The following is a 23,205-nucleotide window of genomic DNA, read 5'->3' as shown; positions in this document are numbered from 1 at the left end:
CTGGAAGAGCGGGTGCCGGGCGACGGTGCGGTCCGGGTTGAGTGCCTCGACGATCCGTTCGAAGGGCAGGTCCTGGTGGGCGTAGGCGTCGAGGTCGGTGGTGCGTACCCGGTCGAGTAGTTCGCGGAAGGTGGGGTCGCCGGAGGTGTCCGTCCGCAGTACGAGGGTGTTGACGAAGAAGCCGACCAGGTCGTCCAGCTTCTCGTCGGTGCGTCCGGCTGTCGCTGTGCCCAGCGGGATGTCCGTGCCCGCGCCGAGCCGTGAGTAGAGCGTCGCCAGCGCCGCTTGCAGCACCATGAACAGGGTGGTGCCGTTCTTCCGGGCCAGGGCGACGAGCCCGGCGTGCAGCCCGGGGTCCGTCAGGGTGGTGACGAGATCACCGCGGTGCGAGGGAACCGGCGGACGCGGCCGGTCCATCGGCAGCTCCAACTCCTCCGGAGCCCCCGCCAACACACCCTCCCAATACCGCAGTTGGGCGGCAGACAGGCTGCTTTCGTCGTCCTCGGCGCCCAGCAGGTCACGCTGCCACAGCGTGTAGTCGGCGTACTGCACCGGCAGCGGGGCCCACCGAGGGGCCTCACCCGCCATGCGGGCGGCGTACGCGGTTCCCAGATCGCGGGCCAGCGGGGCCAAGGACCAGCCGTCGCCCGCGATGTGGTGGAGCACGAGCATCAGTACGTGGTCCTCCGGCGCCACCCTCAGCAGCTCGACGTGCAGCGGGTGTTCGGTCGCGAGGTCGAAGACGTGCGAGGCCGCCGCCGAGAGGAGGCCGTCCGGACCGCCTGCCGGTACCGGGGCCCGGCGCAGGCCGGCCGTGCCGGCCGGGTCGATGTCCTGGCAGGGCTCCCCGTCCACCGACGGGTAGCGGGTCCGCAGGGCCTCGTGGCGGTCGGTCACATCGGTCAGCGCCTGCGCGAGGGCATCGTGGTCGAGCGGCCCGCGGAGCCGGACGGCGAGCGGGATGTTGTACGTCGAGCCGCCCTCCTCCCACTCCCGCAGGAACCACAGCCGCCGCTGGGCGAAGGACAGCGGCAGCCGGTCGGGGCGGCCGGTGGCCGTCAGCGCCGGCCGCTGCTCGCCACCCTCGTCCAACACTCCGGCGAGGCCGGCCACCGTGGGGTTGCGGAACAGGGTCGCGAAGGGCACTTCCGCGCCGAGCGCGGCGCGGATGCGGCTCACGAGCGTCATGCCCTGGAGCGAGTTGCCGCCCAGGTCGAAGAAGTCCTGGTCGATGCCAACCCGCTCCCTACCGAGCAGTCGACCGAAGAGCGCGCACAGCACCTCCTCCCGGGCGGTACGCGCGGTGCGGAGGCCGTCCGTGCTCTCGGCGGCGGGGCGGGGCAGGGCCTTGCGGTCCAGTTTTCCGTTGGAGTTCAGCGGCAGGGCGTCGAGCAGCACGAAGGCGCTCGGGACCATGTACGGCGGCAGGTGCTCCGCCGCGTGCTCGCGCAGGGCGGCCGTGTCGAGGGTCGCCCCGTCCGTCGCGACGGCGTAGGCGACGATCCGCTTGTCACCGGGGCGGTCTTCACGGACGGTGACGGCACGCGGGCCGATGCCGGGGAACCGTGCGAGCACGGCCTCGATCTCGCCCGGTTCGATCCGGAAGCCCCTGATCTTCACCTGCTGATCGGCTCGCCCGACGAACTCGATGTCGCCTTCGGGCAGCCGTCGCACCAGGTCGCCGGTGCGGTACATGCGCGCCCCCGGCTCGAAGGGGCTGGCGACGAACCGCTCAGCGGTCAGGGCCGGCCGGGCGACGTACCCGCGGGCCAGCCCGGCGCCCGAGAGGTACAGCTCGCCGGTGACGCCGGCCGGCACGGGGCGCAGCGAGTCGTCGAGGACGTAGGCGCGCATGTCGTCCATGGGCCGGCCGATCGGTACGGTCGCGCCGACCCGGTACGGGGCGCGGAGCGCCGTCCAGGTCGCGAACGTGGTGGTCTCGGTGGGCCCGTAGACGTGCACGAAGTCGGTGGTCGGGCAGTGGTCGAGCATCCGCTGCACGGCGTCCGGCGCGCACGCCTCGCCCCCGCTCCACACCTGGTGGACGGAGTCGAGGACGGTGGGGTCCTCCTCGGCGATCAGGTTGAACAGCGCGGTGGTGAGGAAGAGGCTGGTGACGCCGTGCTCCTCGGTGAGCCTGCGCAGGAGGGGCGCGTCGAGCTGGCCCGCCGGGGCGATCACGGCCTCGCGGCCGGTGAGGAGCGGGACCCAGATCTCGTAGGTCGCCGCGTCGAAGGCGTGCGAGGAGTGCACGAGAACCCTGGCCTGGGCGTCGCCGGTCCAGCAGTGGTCGGCGGCGAGCGCCAGGATGTCGCGGTGGGCGACCGCGACGCCCTTGGGAGCGCCGGTGGACCCGGAGGTGAACATCACGTAGGCGAGCTGGGCCGCGCCGACGCGGACCTCCGGCGCGGTGTCGGAACCGGTGTCGGAACCGGCGTCGGCGTCCACCGCAACGGTGGTCACCAGGTCGTCCAAGGCTGGGCCCGGCGTGGTGGCGAGGTCGGTGAGCAGGACGGGAGCGCCGGTCTGTTCGAGGACCGCGCGCATCCGCGCCTCGGGGAAGGTGGCGTGCAGCGGTACGTACGCGCCACCGGCCTTGAGCACGGCGAGCAGGGCGGTGATCAGGGCGGGCCCGCGCTCCATCAGTACCGCCACCGCGGTCTCCGGACGCACACCGAGCCCGATGAGCCGGTGTGCGAGCCGATTGGCGCGCCGGTCGAGCTCGGCGTACGTGACCAGGCCGTCGTCCGTGCGCAGGGCCACCGCGTCGGGCGCTCGCCGGACCTGCCGGGCGAACGCCGCCACGACGTCGCGCGGGTCGTCCCCGGCGGGCCGGCCGGAGGCGCCGGTGTGCGGGCCCACCGGGCCCCGTACCGCCGCGGGTCCGCCGTCGGCGTCCGTGACGGGCAGCAGCGGCCCGGTCCGCCGGCCACTTCCGGCAAGCTGTTCCCGCCACCACTGCCGCTCGTCACGTTCGGTCGACATCGTCTTCACTCCACCTTTTCTCGTGCTGCCTCGGTTGACTCGGGGATTTCCTGGAATGCGCTCACCGAAATAGTCCCGCCGTACCGCGGGCCGATATCAGGCAGAGAAGACACCGGGAATCTTGGGATAGGCGCTGGCCTCCCAGACGTACTGGACCCCGGTGATGTAGCGGGTAAGCCGCTCGAATCCGATGCCGAATCCCGCGCTGCCCTGAATTCCCTCTCTGACCATGTCGAGGTACCAGCCGTACTTGGCCGGGTTCTCGCCCGTCTCTCGCATCCGGGTCAGGATGCGGGCGTACTCGTACTCGCGCTCGCTGCCGCTGGCCAGCTCCCCGTACCCCTCGGGGGCCAGCAGGTCGAAGTTGCGGAGCATGCCGGGCTCTTCGCGGCTCTCGCGGTCGTAGAAGCCGCGGGACCCCTTGGGATAGTCCGTGACGAAGAAGGGGCGGGAGGCCTTGCGGGAGATCCGCGCCTCGCCCTCCCAGTCGATCTCGGCGTGCGGGTCGCCGTCGACCTGGGCGACGGCCTCCGCGTGGGTGATCCGGTCGAACGGCTGCTCCAGCAACTGCTTGAAGGCGCCCGTGTCGCGGCCGAGCCGCTCCAGCTCCTCCGGCGCCCGCGTCACGACCTCCCGCACCGCCGCGACGACGATGCCTTGGGCGACGGCCATGATCTGGTCGCGGGTGTACCCCGCCACCTCGATATCGATCTGGTGGAACTCGGCCAGGTGCCGGTTGGTGCTCGCGGTCTCCGGCGGCTCCAGCCGGATGTTCGGGGCGATGCAGAAGATCTTGTCGAAGGCGTGCAGTGACGCCTGCTTGTAGAGGATGGCGCTGGTCATCAGCTTGTAGCGGCGGCCGTAGTAGTCGATGTCCACCTGCTTCGCGCCCCGGCAGCCCGGATCGGTGACCGGACCGATGATCGGCGCGTGCAGTTCGGTGAAGCCGGCCTCGTCGAGGTGCCGCCGTATTCCCATGAGCATGCGGTGCTGAACGCGCAGGACGGACCGCGTCGTCTCGGAGGAGAGGTGTTCGCGCGGGGTGCCCGGCATTCGCACGGTCTCCGGATCATTCGGAGATCCCTGCTGCTCCCGTGTACCGTACTGAGACATGCTGCCCTCGTTTCGATCGGAATGCCTACGGTGCGGAAACCTATTGGCCGGAATTCGGTGAGGGCGGCAGTTGAAAGCGGCAGCTTCGATCTTTTCGGCGAATCAGACGCGGTCGAGCCGACGTTCCATGAAAGCAACGCCCCGGTCCACGGTGATGAGCCGCCAGTTCTGTTTCGCCATGTCGTTCAGCGCCGTGTCCCAGTCACCGTCCCCGGACCCGGGCGAGAGGGATTCGAGGAGCAGGGTGGCGTACTCGTACTCGCCCGACCCGGGGTTCGCCGGCAGGCCCGGCAGGTCGGCGGCGGCCCCGGCGGCGGCCCCGGCGGCGGCCGGCCTGGCCGCCCGTTCGAAGATGTCCCGGCGCTGGTCGTCGAGGCGTAGCGCCTCCGCGAGCAGCCGGACGGTGTCCCGTCTGGGACGCTCGGCCCGGCCGTGTTCCAGATCGCGGATGGCTCGGACGCTCATGGCGGAGAAGTCCGCGAGCTGCTTCTGGGTCATGCCCTCTCTCGCCCGGTAGAGCTGGAGAAGAGAGCCGAACTGGTTCACTTTGCAGGATGTCTGCACTGCCCCTCCACGGTTCCCAAGAAAGCGTTCGTCTACGGATCTCGTTCCGGTACCGGTGCCCTCGTGCTAGTCCCAGCCAGTGGTGTCCTTGGCCGACGAGGGGCTGGGGGTCGAGCCCTGCGGCTGGCTCGACGCCGTTCCGTCGGCGACGGAGGCGATCGTCGTGTCGGTGAGGGCGCCGGCGCCGGCGCCGACGACGGTGGCGACCCCGACGGCGGGGGCGGCGACGAGGGCGAGGACTGCGGCGAACTTTGTGAGAGGCAGGCGGAGCGGCATGGCGGACTTCTCCCTTGGTGAGGGTCGGCTTGATGGAGGGCTCCGGCAGCACGTGCTGGTGGCGCTGCGGAGGGGTCGGGACCGGAGCGTCCCGCGGTGACGCTCCGGTCCCCGGCCTGCGGTTCCGTGTTCCGGATCCGGCTTGCTGCCGTTGGAACAAGACTCGCCCGCCGGTGGCATCCCTTGCTAGTTCCGGTCGCTGTCCTGATCCTGCACTCGCATACTCCGTCCATCACGAGCCGAGACGTCGACCATCCGGTTGTAGAACTCGGCCACGAGCGCGCCCGAGCCGCCGGCGACACTCGCCCTCTGGAGTACGGGTTCGCGGACCAGCGTGCGCTCGGCCACCGTCAGCGCCACGCACTCGGCCGCGGTCAGGCAATCGGCCTGCACGTAGAAGCCGACCGTCAGTACCCCGTCGGTGCCGCCGTGCACGCTGACGTGCTCGACCCCCTCGCCGGGGAAGGCGTGGGAGCGGAAGAAATCTCTGAACTCTTCGGTGTCGAGGGGTTGCGGCGGCAGGAGGACACGCACATGGACGAGATACATCCACCGAGCTTGCGCGGCGGCTGCACCGTGCATCAACTCCACGCGAAGGACGCTGTATGCCCCGTCATAAACCGGCCACCGCACACGCGACGAGGTAGGAGACCGAACTGTTTCGGCCAGGAGTGCCGAACGTCCGGTACTCAACGGGCCCAGGCGTGTTTTGATGCGGCGACGCTGATCTTCTGGGGGGAGACACGACGTGTTGGACGCGCTCGGTTTGGACGACGCCTGTGCGAATGTTTACCGCACCCTGCTGGCGCAGCCCCGCGCCGGGCTCGATGACCTGCGCCGGCTCCTGGGGATCTCCGAACACGAATTGCGGTCCGCGCTCGACAAGCTGAGCGAACTGGCGCTGATCAGGCCGTCCCTCAACGAGCCGCACACCTTCCGGGCGGTCGACCCGGAACTCGGCATCCAGTCGATGCTGGCCCAGCAGCAGGAGCGGCTGGCGGCGGAACAGAGACGCGTCGAGCAGCTCCGCTCCGCTGCCGCTCGGCTCGCCGCGGACTTCGCCGCCAGCCGGCCCCTGAAGACCGCGGTCGACGTGGAGCGGCTGGACGGTATCGAGGAGATACGCGACCGGATCCACGTACTCGCCCGCGCCGTGAAGACCGACGTGATGACGCTCGCCCCCGGCGGCGCGCAGAGCGCGGCCAGTATGGAGGCCGCCAAACCCCAGGACCGGAAGCTCCTGAGCAGCGGCGTGCGGATGCGGACGCTGTACCTGGACAGTGTCCGCAACAGCCCCCCGACGGTGGCCTACGCGAAGTGGCTGTCCGAGCAGGGCGGCGAGGTCAGGACCGCGCCCTCGCTTCCTGTCCGGCTCATGATCATGGACCGGAGTGTGGCGATCGTGCCCACGGACGGCGAGAACAGCGCCGCCGGCGCGCTGGTGGTCACCGCGAACGGCACGCTGACCGCGCTCTGCGCCCTCTTCGACTCCATCTGGGACACCGCGGTGCCGCTCGGCGCGGTCTCCCGCGACCGGGACCGCGGCGAGCGCGGCCTGACCTCCCAGGAGGCGGAGGCGCTCCGGATGCTCGGCCAAGGACTCACCGACGAGGCCGTCGCGAAGCGGCTCGGCGTCTCCCCGCGTACGGCACGCCGGATCGCCGCGGACCTGATGGAACTCCTGGGCGCCCGCAGCCGCTTCCAGGCGGGCGCCCGCGCCGTGACCAGGGGCTGGCTCACCGGCGAGGAATGAGCGGGGGATCGGCCGTCGGTGCGGGGCTGGCGGTACAACTGCCGCCGCCGACTGCCGCCCCGACCGCACCGGCGGTTCCTAGAGTGCCGAGGGACCAAGGACGTCATGTCCAGCACGCCGACCCGGGAGAGGTTTCATGAAGCACACCCGACTCACCGCAACCAGCGCGGCCGCCGTCATCGCGGCCGGTCTCGCCATCGTTGCCGCGGCTCCGGCGAGCGCGGCCCCCGCCGAGGCGGAGCGCATCACCTCCGTGCAGCAGTTCCAGGCCGCCCTGCAGACCGCGATCGCCGCGGAACAGACACGGGAAGGCGTTCTGGGCGAGGGAACAGTGGGCCGTGTCTCCACCGACAAGACCGCACCAGCCGCCGAGGGCACCTCCTCCGCGTCCGGCGTCGTCCCCAGCTGAAGGTGAGGTGAACACCGTGGGAACCGACGAGTCCAGCACCGCTTCCTGGTGCCCGAGCGGCGACGCGTACGCGCCCGAGTCCGTCGTCCTGGGAGTGCGACCGGGCCCGGACGGCCAAGTCGCCTACCTCGCCGAACCCGTACCGGCGGCGGAGGTCCTCGGGTCCATACCCGAGGGAATCGCCCCCACCCGGGTTCTGAGGTTCGCCTCGCACTGCGTCTCGGACTGCGTCAACCGCCGGGGCGACGACTGCACCCTGGTCGAGCGGGTACGCACCCTCCCGCCGGAGCAGGACACCCGCGCGGTTCCCCGGTGCCACCTGCGCACCCGGTGCCAGTGGTGGCGGCAGACCGGGGTGGACGCCTGCTACCGCTGCCCCTCGGTCTCCACCGCCCACTACGCCGATGACCGGCTTTCGGAACTGGTGGCGGACCCCGCCACCACTCCGGAACAGCTCAGCGCCTGGATCGCGGAGGCCGGCTGAGGAAGCGGAAGGTGCGGTGGCGGCCCGCCCCCCCGGGGGCCCCTCCGCGGCTTCGCGCCCAGCGGGTCGCGTGGCGGGAGGTCAGGGATGCCGTCGCGGGCGCCCTGCCCCCCGTCCTTGCTGGACGTCGCGCAACTGGCCAGAACCCCCACCCGGCGCCTGGCCTTCGAGGACGCCACCGAAGGCACGGGACGGAAACCTGCCGGACGTGGTCCTGACACGGCCGGACTTTACCGAAGCCCGGGCCAACTTACGGCTACCGCGTTGCGGCGGCCAGTGCCGCGCGATGCTGTTGAACGCTTTGACGAGCATGGCTTCCGGGATGTAATGCAGCAGCAGCAGCAGCAGCTCGCTCGTCGAGGTGAGTGACTTACTGTCGAGCTCGGGGCCGTAGTTGCACGTGTCGATGACCGTCATCCCGGCCAGTGGCGCGGCGGGCAGGCTGGGGAACGCCTTGACCGGCACCGTGACCACGACGATGTCACACCAAGCCCGAGCCGGTGTCGACAGCGCTCGTGACCAATTCATCCAGTCCGGTCGGCTTCAGAAGGCGAGCACGGCAACGGTGCCCGCGTAGATGGTGATGAGCAGGATTCCGTCGAAGCCGATTTTGAGCCAGCCGCGCTTCTGGCGGACCAGGAGGCCGCCGAGGAGGACTGCTGTCATGACCAACGCGCCGCTCGTGAGGAACAGTTCGTCCTGGTTCGCGGCGTGGAACAGGGACCCGTCTCGAAAGGCGATGTCGCCGACGACGAGATTGAGCGCGTCCAGGCAGTTTCCGCCGACGACGGCGGCGATGGCCAGCGTGACGGCTCCACGCCGGACGGCCGCGATGGAGGTGACCGCCTCCGGGAGGGCGTTGGCAAGGCCCATGAACACAGCCCCGACGAGACCGGCGTTCAGGCCCGTGTGCTCCACGATGCCCTCCGCCGCGCGGGCCACCGCCCAGCCCCCGAGCATGACGAGGACCGCGACGGTCGCGAACTCGGTCCACAGCCGTGATGTCTTGTGACCGGAGAGCCCCTCGGTGTCTTCGCTCGCGACATCGGAAACCGTTTCTCTGGTGGGCACCGCGCGCCACATGGGTTCGCCATAGGAACGGATGAGCTGGAGACCGCCGACGTAGAAGGCCACCATCACCACGGAGGCCGGATGCAGGCCCAGAACAGTGACCGATGGACTGAACGCCGCCATCAGGGCGATGCCCAGCAAACCGATCAGCAGGCAGCCGAACAGCATGTTGGGCAGCGACGCTGCGGCGTGTTCGAGGTTGACTCTTCTCAGGAAGGCGTCGGCGACGACGAGTGCGAGGGTCTGCGCCGCGATACCGCCCACGGCGTTGCTGTACGCGAGGCCGGGCTGATCCGCGGCGGCGCTGACCGCGGTCATCACGATGCCCGAGAGAGACGTCACGAGGCCGAACAGCACCGCGCCGAACAGAGCTTCTCCCCAGCCGGTGCGGTCGGCGAGGGTATCGCCCACCCCCGCGAGCCGGATACTGCATACGACGGTGACGGCCGTGGCCAGGAGGAAGATCCCGATGCTCCAGCTCAGCGGCCACACGGCGGTCAGCGATGTGGGCATGGACGCCTTTCGTCGGTACGAGGCAGCGGGGAGTGACCGACTCTCTCGTACCACGGATCACCTGCCCCGCACGACGCGTACTCAACGCATCGTTCGGCGAGCGTGATCGTCCGATCGGGCGACGCAACCGGCTCTTTCGCTTACACGCACCTCTCTGCGTGGACGGATCGGTATCCAGGCGTGCAGGGAAGCAGAAGACTCTGCCCGGAACCGGGTTCCCGGCCGCTGCGCTCGCTGTTGGTCACCGTCTTCGTCGGGTCGGGTCGGGGAGGCGACCGAGGGGGCGTGCGCGCACGGGGTGCGGGTCTCGGCAGCACCCCGTGCGCCGGGTATCAGAGGTTGACGCCGAAGTCGGTGGCGATGCCGGCCAGGCCGCTGGCGTAGCCCTGGCCGACCGCGCGGAACTTCCACTCGGCGCCGTTGCGGTAGAGCTCGCCGAAGACCATGGCGGTCTCGGTGGCGGCGTCCTCGCTCAGGTCGTAGCGAGCGAGCTCGGCGCCACCGGCCTGGTTGACCACGCGGATGAAGGCGTTGCGGACCTGGCCGAAGCTGTGGCCGCGGGCTTCGGCATCGTGGATGGAGACCGGAAAGACGATCTTCGATACGTCGGCGGGGACGGTGCCCAGGTTCACCTTGATCACCTCGTCGTCGCCCTCGCCCTCGCCGGTGAGGTTGTCGCCGGTGTGCTCGACCGAGCCGTCCGGACTGGTCAGGTTGTTGAAGAAGACGAAGTGCTGGTCGGACGTGACTTTCCCGGCCTCGTCGACCATCAGCGCGCTTGCGTCGAGGTCGTAGTCGGCGCCGGTCGTCGTACGGACGTCCCAGCCCAGGCCCACCAGCACGGCGGACAGTCCCGGTGCCTCCTTGCTCAGCGAGACATTGCCGCCCTTGGCGAGGCTCACACCCATGTCGCTTCCCTTCTCAAGACCTGCGCCCGGTACGGGAACACCGCTCCGGGCCTCGTATGGCACGATCTGAAATCTACAGCAATGTAGAAAACGGCAGGCGTGCAAACCGGGTGTGCCGGTACGCGCCTTCCGGTCACACAGGCGCTCTGATCGCGGATGAGACCGGCGTGGAGCGGCCAGTACGATGCCTCCTCGACGCTCGTACGGTTAGGGCGGCGGAACGGAGAGGAGGCCGCGCCATGGTTGAGGGCACGGAGAAGACGAGCCCGGACGGACGCGGTCGCAGGCGCCAGGGCGAACTCGAGATGCAGGTGCTGTCGTCACTCGGCTCGGCACCGGGCCCGGTGAATGCCGCGTGGGTGCAGAAACAGCTCGGCGGCGATCTGGCGTACACCACGGTCATTACGATCCTGACCAGGCTGTACGCGAAGAAGGCGGTGGCCCGCACCAGGGCCGGCCGGTCCTTCGAGTGGACGCCGGTGGCGGACGGGGCCGGTCTGGTGGCCATGCGCATGCGCAAGCTGCTCGACAACCAGAAGGACCGCGATGCGGTGCTCTCCAGTTTCGTGTCGTCTCTGTCCTCACGCGACGAGCGGCTCCTGCGTTCCCTCCTCGATGAAGCTGATGATCCGGAGCGTTGACCGATGGGTGTCTTCGTCTTCCTGCCTCTGATCCTGCCGCTGACCGCACTGCCGATCGCGCGGCTGGCCGAGCAGCATCTGCATCCGCGTACCGCGGCGTTGTTGCTGACCTGGGCCGGGGCGATCCTCGCCGCATGCAGCACGTTGTGCCTCGGGCTCCTGGTCGTGGTCGGTACGGCGCAGTTACCCGGCAACCCGCTGCCCGACAGCTGGTCCGATCCAGAGGTGCGAGAGGCGGTTCCGTACGACGAGGTGGCCGGGAAGGCGTCCATCGGCGCTCTCGCCCTCGTGGTCGCGGCGTGCACGCTGGCGCTGCGACGGCACTACGGCTTCCGGGCCCGTGCCCACCGCACCCTGGCCGCGCATCCCGAGGGTTCGCAGGTCGCCGTACTCGCCGACGAGATGCCGTACGCGTACGCGCTGCCGGGCTCTCCGGGCCGGATCCTGGTTTCCACCGGCATGCTCTCCAGCCTGAACCAGGCAGAGCGCCGCGCGCTGCTCGCCCATGAGCGCGCCCACCTTGCCGGACGGCACCACCGGCTGCTGCTCACGGTGCGGCTCGCCGGCTGCGCGAACCCGCTGCTGCGCCCGTTCCGCGCGGCGGTGGAATACAGCACGGAGCGCTGGGCCGACGAGGAAGCCGCCCGGGTCACCGGGGACCGCCGGACAACGGCACGCGCCGTCGGCAAGGCCGCGCTGATCTCCCGGCGTGCGGCGGTACCCGGCTTGGCCGCCTTCGCCGAGGCCGGTCCGGTACCGCGTCGCGTTGCCGCGCTGCTGGGGCCGGTTCCGCCGGCCGGTGGCTGGCCGCCGGCACTGACCGCGGCCGGTGCGGCCGCCATCGTCGCCGCAGCCGGAACGGCCGCGTCGGCCTTGTCCGCGCTCAACGCGGCGATCGCCCTGTTCCTCGTTCTGCAATCCGCCACCTACGGGTAGCCCGGAATCCGACCACGGATTCTCCGCCTCCACACGGCTGCAGAGTTCACGCGCCGCGTGCAGCGGTACGTGACACGTTCGAGCGCGGCGACACCGACGACGGTGAGGCCGATCCGGATCAGCCATTCGATCCAGTCGATGCCCTTGGGGCCGCAACACCCGACCCGGCCCCGGTGGCGGTGCCCAGGAAGGCCGCGGCGATCCGGGCACCCACCTCCTTCCGCAGCCGTGAAGAAGCTGTCGGAAGGCTTGACAGCACTTCAGCCCTCTTCGCCCTCTTCGTCGTCCCCTTCGAAGAAGTCGCCCACCTCGTCGACGACTTCGGCGGCCACCATGCCGCCGACAACGCCGACGGCCAGCCCTGCCGCGCCGGCGGCGATGACGGTGCCCATGCCGGGTCCGGAGCGGTGGTGACTGTCGCCGTGGTGATGCTCGCCGTGGCCGTAGTCGTGTGGGGCGTGGGCCCCGTGGCCGGCAGCCAGTTGGCGTACCCAGCCGTCGACCTCGGCGTTCCAGTCGTGCTGCTCGACGCTCTGGTGGCTGACGGTGAAGCGGTTGACGGCGTCGTGGCCGGAGGCGAAGAGGCCGCCGGGCTTGTCGGCCTCCAGGACTACCTCCATGCCGCCCGGGTTGGCCAGGAAGGTCACCTCGATCTCCCGCATGACATGCGCGTACTGGGGAGCCGGCGTGAGCTCGACTTCTTGGTAGAAGGGCAGTTGCTGGCCGGTTCCACCGATGTGTCCGTACTCCAGGTCTGCCGACTTGAAGCCGAAGCCGAGCTGCCCGAACGCCTCCAGGACAGCCTCCTGCGCAGGCAGCGGCCGGACGGTCAGCTGGTCCAGATCGCCCTTGTCCTTGCCGCCCGCCACCGCCAGCTCGGTTCTCAGGCCCAGCACCACGCCGAGCGACTGGCCGTGAAGTTCGGTGACCGGGGTCTCCCACGGCACCGTCACGGCGAACGGGATGGTCCGACGCTCGTCCTCGGCGAGCCGGAATCCGCCTCCGACGGTGATGCGCTCGAAGGTGACCGTCCCTTCGGCTTCGCCGTCGTCGTGTTCCACCTCGACGCGGGCGACGAGCTCCAGGGTGATCTGCTCGATGTCGAAGTCGGCTTTCCCACCGACGAGATGGAGCCGTCCGTGCAGCGTCCCGCCGGGCTGGACCGGGTCGCCTTCCAGGACCGTGTCCACGGTGGGGCCGCCCACGCCGAGCGACCCGAGCAGCTTCTTGAACACCATCGTGGCGTTCTCTCCTTCAGATGTACGTGGAGGTTCGGGGGAGTGGGTTGCCACACCCCCGAGGTGCGGCAACCCGCCGATCGCGCTTACTTGGCCGCCGCGTCCAGCGCCGCCAGGGCCTGCGCCCAGCGGACGTACTTCAGCTCGGCGAGGTCGCGGACGGTCTTGACGCCGAACGCCTCCTGCAGCAGCTCGCCGTCACGGTCCGAGACGCCTTTCAGGGCGCCGACGGGAGCAGCGAGTATCTCCGGCAGGCTCTTGTCCGCCCATGCCTTGTCCAGCACCTGGTCCAGGTCGATCGACGCCATGAAGTCCTCCTCGTGAGTGGATGATTGACGGGTCCGGCTCGCAATATCTACACGCATGTAGAAGCATAGAGGGCGGTCACCCCCACCGACCGCGTACCGCTGCGGCTCACGGGAAATGTCCGAAACGGGTCTGTGAGGAAACGAAACACCATGTCCGAACGGACGGTTGCGCATCTGCGGTGCGGGCTCGCGTACCGCAGTCGCCGCATTGTCGACTCCAGCGCCTTCTCCAGCGCCGTGTTCTGTCTCATCGCGGCCAACGCCGCCCTGCTCGGAATCGAGACGTACAGCGGTGTCGTGGATCAATGGCACGGCGCCCTCAAGGCCGCGGAGCACTTCTTCCTCGCCGTCTTCGCCGCCGAGATACTTCTGCGGGCAGCCACCCACGCCGACCGCCCCGGGGACTTCTTCCGTGATCCCTGGAACGTGTTCGACCTGCTCGTCGTGGCCATGGCCTTCATGCCGTTCGCCCGCGAGAACGCCACCGTGCTGCGGCTGCTGCGCCTGGCGCGCGTACTGCGTGCGGCGCGCTTCCTACCGCAGCTGCGGATCGTGATCGTTGCCGTCGGCAAGAGCCTGCCCGGCACCCTGAGCTTCGCCCTCGTCGGGGCGCTCCTGCTGTACGTGTACGCCATGGTCGGCTGGGTGTTCTTCGCCGACGAGGACCCCGAGCACTACGGGTCGATCGGCCGCGCGGCCCTCACGCTCTTCCTCCTCATGACCCTCGACGGATTGGGTGACGCCGTACGCGGCGGCCTGGAGATTTCCCGCTGGACCGTCTTCTACTTCGGCTCGTTCGTCCTGCTCGGCTCATTTCTGCTGGTCAACCTCCTCATCGGCGTCGTCATCAATTCCCTGGAGGAAGCCCGGGAGCTGGAGAAGGAGCGGGAGGGGGGTGTGCCGGGGCAGCAGCCGCGAGTGGACAACCGGGCAGAGGCTCTACGAGCACAGCTCGCCGCGGCACGCCAGGCGCTGGACGGCATGGAATCCGGCCTGGCGGCGCCCCCGGGGTCCTGTACGTGTCAGGGTGCCGGGCAGACGGCGCGGACGGGGGTGTGAAGACGGGGGTGTGAAGCTCGGGGGCGCGAGAACCTACTCCAGTGCGGAGCTACCCGGCGCCCGCTTTGCTATCCCTTTACCATGAGGTTGGGGGCACTGCACTCAGCAGTTTCACCGAACCGCGCAGAGAAGGAGTGAGCGACCCGTCATGGGCGAGCCTCCCCGTACGAACCGTGCCACCGCCTGCGCACACCATGCGTGCCAGGAGGCGGAGGTGGCACGGTGACGGAAGTGCTTCTGCTGCTCCTGGCCCTGGCCCTCACGCTCGCGTGCGGGCTCTTCGTCGCCGCTGAGTTCTCGCTGACCACCGTCGAGCGCGGTGAGCTGGAGCGGGCCGCCGAGGCGGAGGAGCGGGGCGCCGAAAGCGCCCTGAAGTCGGTCCGCAAGCTGACGGTCCAGCTGTCCGGCGCCCAGCTCGGCATCACCGCCACCTCGCTGGTCCTGGGCGCGGTCGCCGAGCCCGCCGTCGCCCGTCTGCTGGAGCCGGGCTTCGACGCCGTCCACATCCCGCACGGCCTGGTCCACCCGATCGCCTTCGCGACAGCGCTGAGCCTGGCGACGTATCTGCACACGCTGATCGGTGAGATGGTGCCCAAGAACATCGCGTTCGCCGCCCCGGTCAGGACCGCCCTGCTGCTCGGCCCGCCACTGGTCGCCCTCACCCGCGCACTGCGCCCGGTCGTCTTCTCCGTCAACGCCTTCGCCAACGTCCTGCTGAAACTGCTGAAGGTCGAACCGAGGGACGAGGTCGCCTCCGTCTTCACCGACGACGAGCTCGCCCGTATGGTCCGCGACTCCAGTGCGGCGGGACTTCTGTCGCCGGGGGACGCCGAGCGGCTGCGTGACGCGCTGGAGCTGGGCACGCGGCCTGTCGGCGAGATCTTCGTCCCCGCGCCGAAGATGGTCACTGTCGACCACACGATCACCCCGGCCGAGCTGGAGCGCACCGCCGCTCGGGCCGGATTCTCCCGTTTCCCGTTTCCCGGTCACCGGTCCCACCGGTACCGTCGTGGGCTACCTCCCCATCAAGGACACCCTCGGCGTCATGGACCGCGGCCAGCCCTTCCCGCACTCCGCCGTGCACGCGGTGAACCGCGTCAGGATCGACACGCCCCTGGACGACACGCTCACCGCGCTGCGCGCCTCCGGCAGCCACCTCGCCGCGGTCACGGGGGACACGGGCGGAGTCCTGGGCTTCGTCACCATGGAAGACGTACTGGGAGAACTGGTCGGCCCGGCCGTCTGACGGGCCACGCAGCCCACCACGGATCCCCCTGACAGCCGGGCCGAGGGACTTCGGTCCCAACAGACCCGCAAGTCCTCATCCACACCCTTTGAAGGAGCACGTCTTGTCCGCCAGTCCGATGGACCCCGACGGTCCGGGAACCCGTACCCGGGGTGTCCGATGAACGCCGTACTCGGCCTGCTGGCCGTCCTCGTCCTGACCGCAGGCACCGGCTATTTCGTCGCGCAGGAATTCGCTTACGTGGCAGCCGACCGGCTGGCGCTCGCCCGTGAGGCGAAAGCGGGTGACAAACGCGCGGAGCGCGCCGTAAAGGTGCTCGAACGGCTCTCGTTCATGCTCTCGGGCGCCCAGTTGGGCATCACCGTCACCGGCCTGGTCGTCGGCTTCCTCGCCGAGCCTTCCGTCTCCGCGCTGCTGCGGCCCGCGCTGACCGGCACCGGCCTCTCCGACGGCGCGGTCTCCGCGGTATCCGTAACGCTCGCCTTCGTCATGGCCACCGTCGTGCAGATGGTGCTGGGCGAACTGGCACCCAAGAACCTGGCCCTGGCCGTCCCCGAGCGGCTCGCCAAGTCGCTGTCGGCCTCCACCCTCGGGTACCTCAAGGTCGTCGGCCCGGTGGTGCACCTCTTCGACGCGACAGCCAACAAACTGCTGCGCAAGGTCGGCATCGAGCCCGTCGAAGAACTCCACCACGGCGCGACCCTGGAAGAGCTCAGCCACCTGATCGGCGAGTCCCACGAACAGGGCCAGCTGCCTCGCGCCAACGCCGAACTCCTCGACCACGCCCTGGAGTTCTCCGAACGCACCCTGGACGAGGTCATGGTGCCGAGCGTCGAGGTCGCCTACGTGCGCACCGACGCACCCGCCGCCGAGGTCGTGCGGCTGATCGCCGAGCACGGCCACTCCAACTACCCGGTCACCGGCGAGCGCCACGACGACATCACGGGCGTCATCGGCGTACGCGAGCTGATGCGCCTGCCGGCCGCCCGCTTCGAGCACGTCACCGCCGGTGAACTGGCCCGGCGCCCTCTGCTGCTTCCAGACACGCTGCAACTGCCCGGCGCCGTCGAGCAGATGCAGGAGCACAAGCAGGAGTTCGCGGTCGTCCTCGACGAGCACGGCGGCTTCGCCGGGATCGTCACCTTCGAGGACATCGCCGAGGAGCTGGTCGGTGAGATCACCGACGAGTCCGACCAGGTGATCGAGATCGCGGCCGCGGACGGAAACGGGTGGCTGGTCGACGCCGGCCGCCGCCTCGACGAGATCGCCGAAGCCACGGGCATCGAACTCCCGGAGGAAGAGGACTACGACACCGCCGCCGGCCTCGTCGTGGACCGGCTCGGCCGCTTCCCGGCCATCGGCGACCGCCTCACCGTCGGCGACATCCTCATCGAGGTCCGCACCCTCGACCGTCACGTCCCCGACCGCATTCGCCTGGAGCGCCTGCCGGACACCGACCAGGACGCCGGTCCCCGCACCGCCTCCGCCGACGAGGAGCCGACCGCATGAGCTTCCCCCTGGCCCTCGCCATCACCCTCCTCCTGCTGATTGGCAGCGGCTTCTTCGTCGCGGCCGAATTCGCCCTGGTGGCCGCCAAGCGTCACCGCATGGAACACGCGGCCGCCCAGGGCCAACGCGGTGCCAGGTCGGCGCTCGCCGGGATGCGTGAACTGTCCCTGATGCTCGCCGGCGCCCAGCTGGGCATCACCATCTGCACCCTGGGTCTGGGATCGATCTCCAAGCCCGCCATCTCGCACGAGATCGACCCACTCCTGGCGAAGCTCGGCCTGCCCAGCGCACTGAGCTACGGCATCGCCTTCGCCGTCGCCATGACCGTGGTGGTCTTCCTGCACATGGTGCTGGGTGAGATGGCACCCAAGTCCTGGGCCATCGCCCACCCCGAGCGCTCCGCCATGCTCCTCGCACCGCCGTTCCGCGCCCTGATCCGTCTCGTGCGCCCGCTGATCTGGGTGCTCAACAAGGTCAGCAACGCGCTCGTACGACTGTGCCGCGTCACCCCTCGCGACGAGCTCACCTCCGTACACAACCGAGAGCAACTCGCCCACCTGGTCGCGGAGTCCGAGCGCCTCGGCCTGATCAGCGAGGCCGACTCCGGACTGATCTCCCGCTCCCTGAGCGAACCGCAGGCCCCTGTGGCACAACTCCAGGTGCCCGCCGCCCGGATCAGTTGCATCGAAGCCGACGCCGACACGAACGAGGTCCTCGCGGCGGCGGCGGCGGCCGACCACACCCGGCTGCTCGTGCGGGACGGCGAGACGGTCCTCGGCTCGGTACACGCCCGCGACGCCTTGGTCGCCCGCGCCCAGGGCAAGAACCTGACAGCCCGGGCACTGGCGCGCCCGGTCCCGGAACTGGCCCCGAGCCACACCGTCGCCCACGCGGTCGAGCAGCTCCAGCACCGCAGGGCCTCTCTCGCCGTCGTACGCGACACAGAGGGCCGGCTGACCGGCCTGATCAGCCTCGACGACCTCATCATCCGGCTGATGGGAGCACAGAAGGTGTGACACCCGGCGGCCGATCGCCACGTTCGGGCCTGCCCCGCGGCACCGACAGGGCGAGAACGAGCACGGCCGCCTGCACCGCCGACAGCGAACCGGCCAGGGAGACGTGGAGGGTCCCGCCAACGGTCGCGCCCAGTGCGGTCGCCATCTGCTGGCCGGTCACCAGCACACCGCTGCCCATGCCGGCCCCTCCTCCACCCCACCTACCGCGGTAGTACATCCGCATTGGCTCCCTGGTGTGACGCCTGGTCCGCTGCCGAGCACGCACCCTCGCCCTGTCAGCAGGAGACGGCCGTGAAGGGGCAGCGGATGAGGCTACGCAACAGCAAGCGGCACAGGCGGGCCCGGCCGGAGGCTCCGGTCTGCCACACCCGGAGTCGCCGTCGAACCGCGCGGTGTCCGGCGGCAGTACTTCCGCGGCTCAGGCACGGTGCACGCACTCGTGGGCGTCGGCCTCGCCCTCGCCCTCGGGCGCAGCACGTTCACCGAGACCATGGGTCTCTCCGAAGCCGGCAAGTCCACCTTCCCGCAGTGCGCCGCCGGGCTCGACCGTACGGAGGTCCTCACCCAGGGGGACCGGCAGACGAAGCGCGTCGCCGGCCGAAGCCCGTACGCACAGCGTGCCAGTCGGCATGACGTCGGCTCCCCTCGTACGGCCCGCGGAGAGCTGAACAACCCTGGCGGCGGGGCGCGGTCGCATCGTTCAAGAGCATCGGAGTACTCAGCGGCGCAGCGCTGTGCCAGGCACCCGAAGGTCTCGCGGGGGCGGCGGCGTCCGTCGTGCCGACTCCGGCCGGCCTCGGCCCCCATGGGATGACCAGACAGCGGTAGCCACGATCCGATCGCCCACGTCCCCGACGGGCGGCTCCGCGATCGCGCCACCGGCGGCCCACGCGGTGGCGGCATGACGCGGCTGAACGACCGTAACCAGCCCTGCAATGACGAGAGGACACTCATGACCACCTCCCAGGCCCCTCCGGGGGCCCACATCAGGAAGGCCGCTGTCGGGGCTCTCGGAATGCTGGCAGTGGCCACCGGCGCCTTGGAGTCGGTGGTGACGCCGACACTCCCGCTCCTGCAACGCGAGCTGAACATGAGCCCCGCCGAAGGAGCGCTGCTCAGCATCGTGCTCCTGATCACCGGCGCGCTCATTACTCCGGTGGCGGGCAAGTTCGGCGACCGCTACGGCGGGAAGCGGGTCCTGTTCAGGCTGATGGTGGTGGTCTCGGCCGGCGGTCTGGTGTCCGCCGCGGCACCGAACCTACCCTTATTGCTGGTCGGCCAGATCCTCCAGGGGGCGATGGTCGGCGCGCTGCCCCTCTCGTTCATCCTGGTGCGCGGACAGCTCCCCGAGGGAGAGTCCAAGGTCGCCATCGGCGTGGTCAGCGGCTTGTTCGTCGGCGGCGGGATGGTGGGCACGCTGGCCGCCGGGCCCGTGGCCGAAGGACTGTCCCGGCACTGGATGTTCGCGCTGCCCACGTTCGTCGTGATCGCGGCCACCATCCTGGTGAACAGGTTCATGCCGCAGGACCAACCGGGCCGGCCCGACGGCGCCGGGATCGACTGGCCCGGCCTGGCCCTCCTGAGCGGGATCCTGGTCACGCTGATGCTCGTCCTCTCGATGGCGCCCGAACTCGGCTCGCAGCCCCTCGTGCTCGCAGCCCTTCTCCTGCTCCTGGTCACCCTCGTGACCGGATGGACGGCCGTGGAGCGCCGAGCGGCGTCGCCGATGGTCGATCTGCGCATGCTGTCCCGGCCTGCGGTGTGGAAACCGTGCGTGCTGACGTTCACGATCTGCGTCGGTACCTCGGCGGCGGTCCATCTCGTCCCGCAACTGTTCGCGGTGCCCGACGACGCGTACGGCTTCGGGGCCGGCCCCACCACGATTGGCTTCTTCCTGCTGCCCGGCGCCGTCGCCGCGGCCCTGGCCGGGCCGATCGGTGGGATCGGAGCGCGGCGTTTCGGCTCGCGTGAGGTAGTCACCGCCGGGATCGTCATCCTGACGGCCTCCCTGATCGCCCTGGCGGCCGTGCACACCGAGGTCTGGCACGTCGTCATCGGCAAGATGCTGATCGCGCTCGCCAACGGGCTGTGCGTGACAGCGCTGGTGACCAGCATCGCCACCTCCGTCGATCGGGGTGACACCGGCATCGCCACCAGCCTGGTCCTGGTGACCCGTGTCATCGGCTTCGCGGTGGGCGTGCAGGCCAGTGGCGCGCTCCTCACCGCTGCGACCCCGTCCGGATCCGGAGTCCCGGACGAATCGGCCTTCGTCACAGGCTTCGTCATCGCCGGCACCGTCACGGCCCTGTCCCTGCTTGTCGCCCGCACCATGCGCGAAGGAGTCAAAGAATGACGCCCCCGCACCAGTTGAGGAAAGGCCGCGCTGTGCCGCAGCGCAAGGCCCTGATCTCTGGGGCCAGCATCGCCGGGCCTGCCCTCGCGTTCTGGCTGAACCGCCTCGGATACGAGGTCACGGTGGTCGAGAAGGCCCCCACACTCCGAGGCGGCGGCTACCCCATCGACGTGCGTGGCACCGCACTCGAAGTCGTCCGGCGGATGGGAATCCTGCCACGGCTGCGGGACGTGAACATCGACCTGCGCCGACTCACCTTCCTCGCCGCGGACGGCGGGGAGGTGGCCTCGGTCCATCCCCACTCCGTCACCGGCGGCGTTGCGGGGCATGACCTGGAGGTGCGGCGCGGGGATCTCTCCGACGCTCTTTACGCGGCGACCCGTGACGACGTCGAGTTCTTGTTCAACGACTCCATCGAGACCCTCGACGAGCACGAGCACGGCATCGACGTCACCTTCCGGAGAGGCAGCACGCGTACGTTCGACATGGTGCTCGGCGCGGACGGTCTGCACTCGCACACCCGCCGGCTGCTGTTCGGCCCCGAGGAGCAGTTCCACAGGTACCTCGGTTACTGCTTCGCGGTGTTCACCATGCCCAATACGTCGGGGCTCTCCCAAGAGACGGTGATGTGGAACGTGCCGGGCAGGGCTGCGGCACTCTACGCCGTGGGGGACCACGACGACGTGCACGCCTTCCTGAACTTCGCCCACCCGCAACCGCCATTCGACGTGTTCCCCGACCCGCGAGCCCAACGCGACCTGATGGACACGGTCTTCGCCGACGCGGGGTGGGAGGTCCCGGGTATGTTGGCCGCGATGCGGGATGCGGGTGATCTGTTCTTCGACGCGGTCGGTCAGATCCGCGTGCCCCGCTGGTCCGACGGCAGGGTCGCCCTGGTGGGCGATGCCGCGTGGGCGCCTTCGTTCCTCACCGGGCAGGGCACCAGCCTTGCACTCGTCGGCGCGTACATGCTCGCCGCTTCCCTGGCCGACCGGGAACACCCCTCCGGCTTCGCCGCCTACGAACACCACACCCGTGACTTCGTGACCATGAACCAGGCGCTGGTCGGCAAGGGCGGTGCCACACTTTTCCCGACCACCGCACAGGGGCTGGAGGAACGCAACACCAGACTGCGCGGACTCGCCGCGATTCCCCGCACGGAGGAGCGACCGGCTCATTCGGCCCTCACCCTGCCCGACTTCATGAGTACGCTGGGCGGCCCACCGGCATCAACTTCGCCATAGAGCCTTTTCCGACCTCACGCCGGTGCGTGATGAAGGACGAGAACGGCCTGGGCGATCGCGGTGATGCGGTGAGTGCCGCAGCGGAGCTTCGGCAGGAGGCGCCCCCCTCGGCGTGCTGTTGTGCCGCCGCTGCCACCTCCTAATGAGGTTGTCAAGCCGCCACTGTGACCGGGAGTTCACGTTGGTAGCACCGTCCGTCACGAATCAGGGCGCGCAGGACGTTGACCCGTCGCCGGGCCAGGGCGAGGACGGCCTGGGTGTGTCGCTTGCCTTCGGCGCGCTTGCGTTCGTAGAAGCACCGGGACGCGTCGCAGTTGCGGATGCTGATCAGCGCGGAGGTGTAGAAGACGCGTTGCAGGCCGCGGTGGTAGCGCCTGGGGCGGTGGAGGTTTCCGCTGACGTTGCCGGAGTCGCGGGGCACGGGGGCCACTCCAGCGAGGCTGGCCAGACGATCGGCGGTGCCGTAGCGGCTCATGTCGCCGGCGGTGGCGGCCAGGAACTCGGCGCCCAGGAGTGGGCCGATTCCGGGCATGCTGGAGATCACCTCGGCGAGTTCGTGCTCGCGAAACCGGGCCGCAATGAGCTTGTCGATCTCGGTGATCTGCTCGTTGAGGCCCATCACCTCCTTCGCCAGGGTGTGGATCACCTGCGCGGTGATCTTCTCCCCGGGGACGGCGGTGTGCTGGCGCCCGGCCGCTTCGGAAGCGGCTGCGGCCAGGTCCGAGGCGCCGCGGACCTTGCGGTTGTGCAGCCAGGTCTCCAGCCGCTTGGCGCCGGTGCGGCGCAGGGCGGCCGGGGTCTGGTAGCCAGTCAGCAGGATCAGCGGGCCGACGTTGCCCAGATCGAGGGCCCGTTCCAACGCCGGGAGAATACTGTTGAGTTGACCGCGCAGTCGGTTGATCCGGCGGGTGCGGTCGGCGTTCAGGTCGGCTCGCCGGTTGGTGAGGATCCGCAGCTCGACGGCGTCCTCGTCGTCCGGCCGCAGCGCGGTCAGGTCGCGGCGCATTCGGGCCTGGTCGGCGATGACGGTGGCGTCCTTGGCGTCGGTCTTGCCCATGCCGCGGTAGCCGGCCGAGGCCCGGTTCACCGCGAGACCGGGGATGTAGAGCAGCTGCTGGCTGTGATTGAGCAGCACGCTGATCAGCAAGGCCGCCATGCCGTCGGCGACATCGACCGCCCACACGGCGTCCTCGTCGATCGCCAGCACATCGGCGAGCAGAGCCGGCAGTTCCGGCTCATCGTTCAGCACGCGGCGCGACAGCAGTCGCTTGCCTTCCGCGTCCAGGACCACGCAGTGGTGACGGGTCTTGCCTATGTCCACGCCTGCCCAGATCTGGGGCACGGGTTCCTCCGGTCCGTCGGTGATTGCTGTTCTCCCGAACGACCTCGCCAGCGTGGTCCTACTCAGCGATGCACCCGCAGGTGCTCGCAGCTCCTAATCAGCGGCCGAGTCGTCGTGAGACTCCGGGCGGCCAGGTGGCATGAACCATCAAGGGCAACCGCTTGAAAGCCATACCCGGAGTCTCTGGGCCTCTGGACCTTACGACTGGCCCGTCCAACCCACCAACAACGTAGGACC

Annotated in this window: 21 protein-coding genes and 2 pseudogenes; 12 read left to right on the top strand and 11 right to left on the bottom strand. The window is 69.8% G+C overall.

Annotated elements, in window-relative coordinates; translation table 11 throughout:
* From B9S58_RS19555 to B9S58_RS19535, 5 genes are all read right to left on the bottom strand, one after another.
* On the bottom strand, window positions 1-2,985 hold a 2,985-nt coding region (locus tag B9S58_RS19555; RefSeq protein WP_146063536.1), incomplete at its 3' end, for a non-ribosomal peptide synthetase.
* 96 nt (window positions 2,986-3,081) lie between these two features.
* Complete coding sequence (locus B9S58_RS19550; RefSeq protein WP_103533407.1) at window positions 3,082-4,038, bottom strand: asparagine synthetase A; 957 nt, start codon at window positions 4,036-4,038, stop codon at window positions 3,082-3,084.
* Between the two features lie 162 nt (window positions 4,039-4,200).
* The gene (locus B9S58_RS40250; protein ID WP_374935692.1) at window positions 4,201-4,644 is read right to left on the bottom strand and encodes a helix-turn-helix domain-containing protein; all 444 of its coding nucleotides are present in this window, start codon (window positions 4,642-4,644) and stop codon (window positions 4,201-4,203) included.
* A gap of 84 nt (window positions 4,645-4,728) precedes the next feature.
* Window positions 4,729-4,938 carry a hypothetical protein gene (locus B9S58_RS19540; RefSeq protein ID WP_103533405.1) on the bottom strand — a complete coding sequence of 70 codons (210 nt, stop codon included), beginning with the start codon at window positions 4,936-4,938 and terminating at the stop codon, window positions 4,729-4,731.
* A 186-nt stretch (window positions 4,939-5,124) separates the two neighbouring features.
* A complete protein-coding gene (locus B9S58_RS19535) occupies window positions 5,125-5,529 on the bottom strand; it encodes a hypothetical protein (protein WP_146063535.1) in 405 nt (134 codons plus the stop codon).
* Window positions 5,530-5,686: 157 nt separating this feature from the next.
* Between B9S58_RS19535 and B9S58_RS19530 the strand changes: the two genes are divergently transcribed.
* From B9S58_RS19530 to B9S58_RS19520, 3 genes are all read left to right on the top strand, one after another.
* Window positions 5,687-6,691: a helix-turn-helix transcriptional regulator gene (locus B9S58_RS19530; protein ID WP_181009379.1), complete on the top strand. Its 1,005-nt coding sequence runs from the start codon at window positions 5,687-5,689 to the stop codon at window positions 6,689-6,691.
* A gap of 136 nt (window positions 6,692-6,827) precedes the next feature.
* The gene (locus B9S58_RS19525; RefSeq protein ID WP_103533403.1) at window positions 6,828-7,100 is read left to right on the top strand and encodes a hypothetical protein; all 273 of its coding nucleotides are present in this window, start codon (window positions 6,828-6,830) and stop codon (window positions 7,098-7,100) included.
* 7 nt (window positions 7,101-7,107) lie between these two features.
* Window positions 7,108-7,584: a hypothetical protein gene (locus B9S58_RS19520; protein ID WP_258044715.1), complete on the top strand. Its 477-nt coding sequence runs from the start codon at window positions 7,108-7,110 to the stop codon at window positions 7,582-7,584.
* A gap of 81 nt (window positions 7,585-7,665) precedes the next feature.
* Here B9S58_RS19520 and B9S58_RS39220 read toward each other — a convergent pair whose 3' ends face one another.
* The 3 genes from B9S58_RS39220 to B9S58_RS19505 form a co-directional block, all read right to left on the bottom strand.
* Complete coding sequence (locus B9S58_RS39220; protein ID WP_258044713.1) at window positions 7,666-8,058, bottom strand: hypothetical protein; 393 nt, start codon at window positions 8,056-8,058, stop codon at window positions 7,666-7,668.
* Between the two features lie 69 nt (window positions 8,059-8,127).
* Window positions 8,128-9,168, bottom strand: coding sequence for a sodium:calcium antiporter (locus B9S58_RS19510; protein ID WP_103533402.1), 1,041 nt, complete (start codon window positions 9,166-9,168; stop codon window positions 8,128-8,130).
* A gap of 332 nt (window positions 9,169-9,500) precedes the next feature.
* Window positions 9,501-10,076, bottom strand: a complete 576-nt coding sequence (locus B9S58_RS19505; protein ID WP_103533401.1) for a TerD family protein — start codon at window positions 10,074-10,076, stop codon at window positions 9,501-9,503.
* Window positions 10,077-10,315: 239 nt separating this feature from the next.
* Here B9S58_RS19505 and B9S58_RS19500 point away from each other — a divergent pair, with 239 nt between their 5' ends.
* Together B9S58_RS19500 and B9S58_RS19495 are read left to right on the top strand one after the other, a co-directional pair.
* Entirely contained in the window at window positions 10,316-10,717 is a 402-nt protein-coding gene (locus B9S58_RS19500) for a BlaI/MecI/CopY family transcriptional regulator (protein WP_103533400.1), read from the top strand.
* Window positions 10,718-10,720: 3 nt separating this feature from the next.
* Window positions 10,721-11,653 carry a M56 family metallopeptidase gene (locus B9S58_RS19495; protein WP_103533399.1) on the top strand — a complete coding sequence of 311 codons (933 nt, stop codon included), beginning with the start codon at window positions 10,721-10,723 and terminating at the stop codon, window positions 11,651-11,653.
* Between the two features lie 260 nt (window positions 11,654-11,913).
* Here the strand turns inward: B9S58_RS19495 and B9S58_RS19490 are convergent, their stop codons facing one another.
* Complete coding sequence (locus B9S58_RS19490; RefSeq protein ID WP_103533398.1) at window positions 11,914-12,891, bottom strand: sporulation protein; 978 nt, start codon at window positions 12,889-12,891, stop codon at window positions 11,914-11,916.
* A gap of 86 nt (window positions 12,892-12,977) precedes the next feature.
* The gene (locus tag B9S58_RS19485; RefSeq protein WP_103533397.1) at window positions 12,978-13,199 is read right to left on the bottom strand and encodes a hypothetical protein; all 222 of its coding nucleotides are present in this window, start codon (window positions 13,197-13,199) and stop codon (window positions 12,978-12,980) included.
* A gap of 150 nt (window positions 13,200-13,349) precedes the next feature.
* Between B9S58_RS19485 and B9S58_RS19480 the strand changes: the two genes are divergently transcribed.
* From B9S58_RS19480 to B9S58_RS19445, 7 genes and pseudogenes are all read left to right on the top strand, one after another.
* Complete coding sequence (locus tag B9S58_RS19480; RefSeq protein ID WP_103533396.1) at window positions 13,350-14,258, top strand: ion transporter; 909 nt, start codon at window positions 13,350-13,352, stop codon at window positions 14,256-14,258.
* Between the two features lie 231 nt (window positions 14,259-14,489).
* A pseudogene (locus B9S58_RS19475) lies at window positions 14,490-15,504 on the top strand (hemolysin family protein).
* A gap of 159 nt (window positions 15,505-15,663) precedes the next feature.
* Window positions 15,664-17,013 (top strand): hemolysin family protein, encoded by a 1,350-nt coding sequence (locus B9S58_RS19470; RefSeq protein WP_103533395.1) that lies wholly within the window; start codon window positions 15,664-15,666, stop codon window positions 17,011-17,013.
* Window positions 17,010-18,029, top strand: coding sequence for a hemolysin family protein (locus B9S58_RS19465; protein WP_103533394.1), 1,020 nt, complete (start codon window positions 17,010-17,012; stop codon window positions 18,027-18,029). The genes B9S58_RS19470 and B9S58_RS19465 overlap by 4 nt, the downstream gene beginning before the upstream one ends.
* Before the next feature lie 306 nt (window positions 18,030-18,335).
* Window positions 18,336-18,579 (top strand): annotated as a pseudogene (locus tag B9S58_RS39215) (ABC transporter ATP-binding protein); the annotation flags it as partial.
* A gap of 402 nt (window positions 18,580-18,981) precedes the next feature.
* Window positions 18,982-20,382, top strand: coding sequence for an MFS transporter (locus B9S58_RS19450; RefSeq protein ID WP_103533392.1), 1,401 nt, complete (start codon window positions 18,982-18,984; stop codon window positions 20,380-20,382).
* Window positions 20,379-21,626, top strand: coding sequence for an FAD-dependent monooxygenase (locus B9S58_RS19445; RefSeq protein WP_103533391.1), 1,248 nt, complete (start codon window positions 20,379-20,381; stop codon window positions 21,624-21,626). Before B9S58_RS19450 ends, B9S58_RS19445 begins: the two co-directional genes overlap by 4 nt.
* A gap of 151 nt (window positions 21,627-21,777) precedes the next feature.
* Here the strand turns inward: B9S58_RS19445 and B9S58_RS19435 are convergent, their stop codons facing one another.
* Window positions 21,778-22,968: an IS110 family transposase gene (locus tag B9S58_RS19435; protein ID WP_103531401.1), complete on the bottom strand. Its 1,191-nt coding sequence runs from the start codon at window positions 22,966-22,968 to the stop codon at window positions 21,778-21,780.
* Between the last annotated feature and the right edge of the window lie 237 nt (window positions 22,969-23,205).

The sequence above is a fragment of the Streptomyces sp. SM11 genome (assembly GCF_002910905.1).
Classification (GTDB): Bacteria; Actinomycetota; Actinomycetes; order Streptomycetales; family Streptomycetaceae; genus Streptomyces.
The sequence above is the reverse complement of the archived record's forward strand: the minus strand, read 5'-3'. Positions and strand labels throughout refer to the sequence as shown.